We start from the raw sequence: 5,753 nt of genomic DNA on the forward strand, positions 1-5,753 counted from the left end.
TGCCGCCCACCGCCACTACCAAGCGCAGCACCAGCACCACATGAACAAGATGCGCCTGGCCGGCGTACGCCGCGAGCTGGCCGGCCTCGAAGAAATGCGCAAGGAATTGATCACCGCGCAGATCGAAGCGCTGATCGACTTGGACGCATCCGCCGCGCGTGTGAAGCAGCTGGGCCGCGCCCACCGGGAGGCGCAGTGGACGTCGTAAGCCAAGCCGTGATGGACGTGGCCAGCCAGGCCCTGCGCAACTGGCATGCCGGCCACGCCATCGCCTACGCCGTCCGCCTGGCGCTGTTGAAGGCAGAAATCATAAAACTCACAAGGAAAAAGTCATGAACGCAGCAACTAAAGAGGGGCAAACGGCCCTGCAAACAGCGCAGTACGGACAGGGTGATCTGTCTGTGGCCAGCACCAGCAGCGCCTCCCTGATCCTTGATGTTGCGAGCATGGATAGCATCATGCGCCTGGCCGACATCATGGCCAAGGGCCGCTCAACCATCCCGGATCACCTGAAAGGCAGCTCGGCCGACTGTGCAGCTGTCGTCATGCAGGCCATGCAGTGGAAGATGAACCCGTTTGCGGTGGCGCAGAAAACGCACCTGGTGAACGGCGCGCTCGGCTACGAAGGCCAGCTGGTGAACGCAGCCATCCAGTCCAGCGGCGTCACGCTCGACCGCTTCAACTACGAATGGTTCGGGCCATGGGAAAAAATCATCGGCAAAACACGCGTTTGCGAGGCACCGGCCAAGGGAAAGCCGGGCGATAGAGACTACAAAAAAGCCTATCAATACCGTGTGCCGGATTACCCCATGCAGAGCGAAGAAGGCTGCGGCGTGCGCATTTGGGCAACGCTGCGCGGCGAAAACGAGCCGCGCTATCTCGAACTGCTGCTTGTCCAGGCCTCCGTGCGCAACTCGCCGCTCTGGGCGACCGATCCACGCCAGCAATTGGCTTACCTCGCCGTGAAGCGCTGGAGCCGCCTGTACGCCCCTGACGTAATCCTGGGCGTGTACACGCCAGACGAGCTTGAGGAAACGAACCGTGAAATGCGCGACATCACGCCGGCCGCGCCGGCTGCAGATGACCGCACCATCGTCCAGCTGCCGGAATGTACTGACGAGCTGTTCAAGCAAAAAACGCCGGAATGGCGCCAGACCATCCACAGCAAGAAGAAAACGCCGGCGCAGCTGATTGCCATGCTCAGCACCCGGGCGACCTTCACCGAGGCGCAAAAAATGACGATCGACAGCTGGGCGCACGAAAACGACTAATCGCCACACCACAAAAAATCACCAAGGACACATCATGCAACGCGAAAATACACTCACACGCGAAATCCACAACTTGCTCCAGGGTAGCGACGACTGGCACTCCTTCCGCTTCGACCACCACGGCGCCAGCGAGGCGGCCGCAATGCTCGGCCTGTCGAAGAAGGTCACTCGCAGCGAACTGGTGCGCATGAAGGCCACAGGCCTGGCCAAGGAGTTCAGCGACTGGGTGCAGGAAAACATCCTGGACTACGGCCACGAGGTCGAAGCGCTCGCGCGCCCATTCGCCGAAAAAATCATCGGCGACGACCTCTACCCGGCCACCCTGTCGCTGGGCCGCGAAAGCGCCTCGTGCGATGGCCTGAACATGGCCGAAACTATCGGCTTCGAGCACAAGCAGTGGAATGCCGAGCTGGCCGCGTCGGTTGGCGCCGGCGCGCTGCCGGAAGAGCACCAGCCGCAGGTCCAACAGCAACTGCTGGTGACCGGCGCCGAGAAGTGGCTGTTCATGGCATCCGACGGCACCCAGGAAAACATGGTCTGGATGTGGGTATATCCGGACACCGCATGGTTTTCGCGCATCGTGGCCGGCTGGGAGCAGTTCGATATCGACGTCGCCAACTACACACAGGTGGACATTGTCGAGAAGCCAGCCGCCGAGCCTATTGCCGCCCTGCCCGCCCTGGTCGTCCAGACCGAAGGTAAAGTCGTCAGCAGCAACCTTGTGGCGTACAAGGCCGCCGCCGAGAAGTTCATTGCCAAAATCAACACCAAGCTGGAAACCGACGAAGACTTCGCCAATGCCGAAAACACCGTCAGGTATTGCGGCGAGGCGGAAGACAAGCTGGAACTGACCAAGGCCGCCGCCCTGGCGCAGACCGCGACCATTGACGAAGTGATGCGCACGGTCGACCACATCAAGGCGCAGTTCCGCGCCAAGCGCCTGGAATTGGAAAAGCTGGTCAAAACCCGCAAGGAACAGATCAAGGAAACCATCCTGAACGAAGGCCGGCACGCCTTCACCGCACACGTGGCCGCGCTCGAAACCGAAATCACGCCGCTGCGCCTGCAACTGCAGCAGCCGGACTTTGCCGGCGCCATGAAGAACAAGCGCACCCTGGGCAGCCTGCGCGACGCAGTCAGCACCACGCTGGCCAATGCCAAGATTGCCGCCAACACGCAAGCTGCCGACTACCGCGCAAAGCAGGCATGGTGCCGCGAGCACGCCGCGACCTACGGTTTCCTGTTCATGGACATGGCCAACATCATCGGCAAGCCCATGGAAGACTTCCAGCTCGTCATCACCAGCCGCTTCGCTGATCACAAGCGCGCCGAGGAGGCGAAGGCCGAAGCCGAGCGGGCACGGATCCGCGAAGAGGAGCGCGTCAAGGCAGAAAAGGCAGCCGCCGAGACAATCCGGCTGGCCCAAGTGGAATCGGACCGCCTGGCAGCTGAGGTAGCGCAGGCCGAGCGCGAGCGCGCGGCAGCCGACACGCAGCGGCAACTGGCGGAGCAAGCCTCGCAGATCGCTGCGGAGCGCGCCGCCGCGCCCGCCGCGCAGGTTGCCGCGCCCGCGCCGGCCTCCCCTATCGGCCTCCGCCGCGCGCCGGCAGCCGCCGCACCGGCGCCGAGCCGCCCAGCGCCAGCACCTGACCTGCTCGACGCCGCTGCCGATGACCTCTACCCATCCGACAGCGACATCCTCGATGCGATGTTCGACCAGTTCGGTCTGACAGCGGTCGAGGCCATCGATCGCCTGACCAAGTTCGACTTTGCCGCAGCACGCGCCGGCCTGGCCGCCGAAGCTGCATAAAACGCCCCGCCCACCACCTGGAGAAACCCATGAATACAGCAGTCGCAGCACCACAAATCACCCTGCAAGCCATTCAGTCCTCGCAGATCGCCGCCATCGGCCACTGCCCGGCGACCGAAACGCTGGCCGTGCAGTTCTTCCGCAAGGGTGCACCGGCCGACGTCTACCACTACGCCAACGTCACGGCGACCGAGTATGCAGCCTTCGCCGGCGCCGAATCCATCGGCAAGCACTTCTACGCGCACATCAAGCCGCATGCCGACAAGCACCCGTACACGCACATGGGCACGCCGGCCGTCGAGCTGGCGCCGGTCAAGCTGAGCAAGGAACTGCTGTCCGGCCTGCTGACGGGCCGCGAATACAGTAAGGAAATGGTCAAGGAAGAAGAGCAGCAGGCCAAGGCGGCCGGCCTGATCGTGATCTTCGGCGCCAGCGACGACCTGATGGAGTTCCGTGGCTTCGTGGACGACGAGCGTGGCGCGCCGACCATCGCACTGCTCGATGCCAAGGGCTTGCTGCCTTTTCGCGAGGATATCCAGCACGACGACGAAGCACTCAAAGACTATTTCGCCCGGGCGCCGCAGGTGCGCGCCGTGGATGCCCTGTGGGGCAACGAAGAAGGCTACTGCTGGACTTACCGCACCGACGTGCCGCATGCCACTTTTGAAATCGTGGAGGACGGCGAGCCGTACTGCCGCGGCATCGTGATCGACGTGGCCGACCTGGGCGGTGCAGCGTGACCGGCCGCCCGGCCCGCAAGTCCGCCGCGCAGCTGCAAGCGGCATGCGACAAGTTCAATGCTTCGCACCAGGTCGGCGCGGCCGTCAGCGTCAAACTGGACGGTGGCGAGGTACGCGAGACGGTCACGAATAGCGAAGCGCAGGTCATGGGCGGCCACACTGCGGTCATATGGCTGGATGGTATTCGCGGCTGCTATGACTTGGAACGCGTGACGCCGCTGCCGCCGGCCAGTACGGTCGCAGGATCGCCGCCATGACGAAACAGACCTACTTCCTCGTGCACGACGAGGCGCGGCGCCGGGCAGTTGAATTCGCCAAGACCGCGCCACCCGGCTGGATGGTCGTGTTTTCCGAGCCGAAGAAGAAGCGCGCCCAGGAAGAAAAGTACCACGCGATGATCGGCGAGATTGCCAAGCAGGTCGAGCACATCGGGCGCAAGTGGGATGCGGACGACATGAAGCGGCTGCTGGTGGACGAGTTTGCCGACGAAATGCGCCTGGCCAGCACGCCGCTGCACCACGATGGGCGCGTGACGCCCAGCTTCGACGGGCGCCGGATCGTGCAGCTGGGCGTCCAGACCAGCGACTTCTACGTGAAGGAAGCCGCACAGTTCATTGAATTTTTGTATGCCTTCGGTGCCGCGCGCGGCGTCGTGTTTTCAGAATAAGGAAGCGCCATGTTTTTCAAGAATCTTCAAATCTACCGCCTGCTCGCAAACTGGCCCATGAGCGCCCCGGAGCTGAACAGCATGCTTGAGCGCCAGGCCTTCACGCCCGCCACAAGCATGGATCTTGTGCGCCAGGGCTGGGCCGCACCGCGCGGCGCCGGCGCACCGTTGGTGCACGCCGTGGGCGGCCAGTACCTGCTGCAGCTGAAAACCGAGAAAAAGCTGCTGCCGTCGACCGTGGTCAACCAGGTGGCCGCCGCCCGCGCACTGGAAATGGAAGAAGCCCAGGGCTTCGCGCCCGGCAAGAAGGCCATGAAAGAACTGAAAGAGCGCGTCACCGACGAGCTGCTGCCGCGCGCCTTCGCCATCCTCAGCACCACGGCAGTGTGGATCGACCCGATCAACGACTGGCTGGTGGTGGACGCGGCCAGTCCGGCCAAGGCGGACGAGGTGGTCAAGCTGCTGCTGAAATCCGTCGACATGCTGCCGCTGGAAAGCCTGCGCGTGCAGCGCTCGCCGGTGGGCGCGATGACGGAATGGCTGCAGGCGGACGAATCCCCTGCCGGCTTCACGGTCGACCAGGACGCTATCATGCGCGCCACCGGCGAGAGCAAGGCCCAGGTGGCGTACAAGCGCCATACCTTGGAGGCCGACGATATCCGCCGCCACATCGCCGCCGGCAAGCAGTGCACCCGCCTTGCCATGACCTGGAGCGACAAGATCAGCTTCGTGCTGGACGAGAGCCTGGCCATCAAGTCGGTCAAGCCGCTGGAAATCATCAAGGAAAGCGCCACGCGCAACGACGACGAGCGCTTCGACAGCGATTTCGCCCTGATGGCGGGCGAGCTGGCCAAGCTGCTGGCCGACCTGGTTGAGGCGCTGGGTGGCGAGGCCGACGTGGATACGCAGGCGCCAGGCCCGGCTGCTGCCGGCCAGCAGAAGATCGAGCGCGCCGTGAACTTGACTGCCGATCTGTACAAGCTGCGCAACCGTTATCGCGATGTGCTCAACGAGCTGTATGAAAGCACCGTGCAGCCGGCCGTTGCCCGCGTGCGCGAACACATGGCGCAAACCAGTGATGGTGCGATCAAATCGGCGCTGACGCTGGCCAAGGAACTGCCTGGCGGCTCGCAGTCCGCCGACCTACTGCTGGTAGCCGCCGTTGAGATCATGGAACCGAGCATACGACCGGCAGTGGGCGATGACCCTGTTCGCCCGCAGCGACCAGCGCTGCAGCTGAATGGCGAAGCGGCATGCGCCGTTCC

The 5,753-nt window shown here is 63.8% G+C and carries 6 protein-coding genes and 1 pseudogene; all 7 read left to right on the forward strand.

The genetic code is table 11. The features are described 5' to 3' along the window. Positions 1–208 (forward strand): hypothetical protein (locus AC0V2Y_RS28135; RefSeq protein WP_475418449.1); only part of this gene is annotated, 208 nt, incomplete at its 5' end. 124 nt (positions 209–332) lie between these two features. Then, complete coding sequence (locus tag AC0V2Y_RS28140; RefSeq protein ID WP_475417774.1) at positions 333–1,271, forward strand: RecT family recombinase; 939 nt, start codon at positions 333–335, stop codon at positions 1,269–1,271. Between the two features lie 34 nt (positions 1,272–1,305). Continuing rightward, positions 1,306–3,081 carry a YqaJ viral recombinase family protein gene (locus AC0V2Y_RS28145; protein WP_475417775.1) on the forward strand — a complete coding sequence of 592 codons (1,776 nt, stop codon included), beginning with the start codon at positions 1,306–1,308 and terminating at the stop codon, positions 3,079–3,081. Positions 3,082–3,110: 29 nt separating this feature from the next. Then, positions 3,111–3,821 (forward strand): KTSC domain-containing protein, encoded by a 711-nt coding sequence (locus AC0V2Y_RS28150; RefSeq protein WP_475417776.1) that lies wholly within the window; start codon positions 3,111–3,113, stop codon positions 3,819–3,821. Beyond that, the gene (locus AC0V2Y_RS28155; RefSeq protein ID WP_475417777.1) at positions 3,818–4,078 is read left to right on the forward strand and encodes a hypothetical protein; all 261 of its coding nucleotides are present in this window, start codon (positions 3,818–3,820) and stop codon (positions 4,076–4,078) included. The genes AC0V2Y_RS28150 and AC0V2Y_RS28155 overlap by 4 nt, the downstream gene beginning before the upstream one ends. Beyond that, positions 4,075–4,488: a recombination protein NinB gene (locus tag AC0V2Y_RS28160; protein WP_475417778.1), complete on the forward strand. Its 414-nt coding sequence runs from the start codon at positions 4,075–4,077 to the stop codon at positions 4,486–4,488. The genes AC0V2Y_RS28155 and AC0V2Y_RS28160 overlap by 4 nt, the downstream gene beginning before the upstream one ends. Positions 4,489–4,497: 9 nt before the next feature. Beyond that, a pseudogene (locus tag AC0V2Y_RS28165) lies at positions 4,498–5,382 on the forward strand (recombination-associated protein RdgC); the annotation flags it as partial. Positions 5,383–5,753: the final 371 nt, after the last annotated feature.

It is taken from the genome of Janthinobacterium sp. BHSEK (assembly GCF_056174685.1).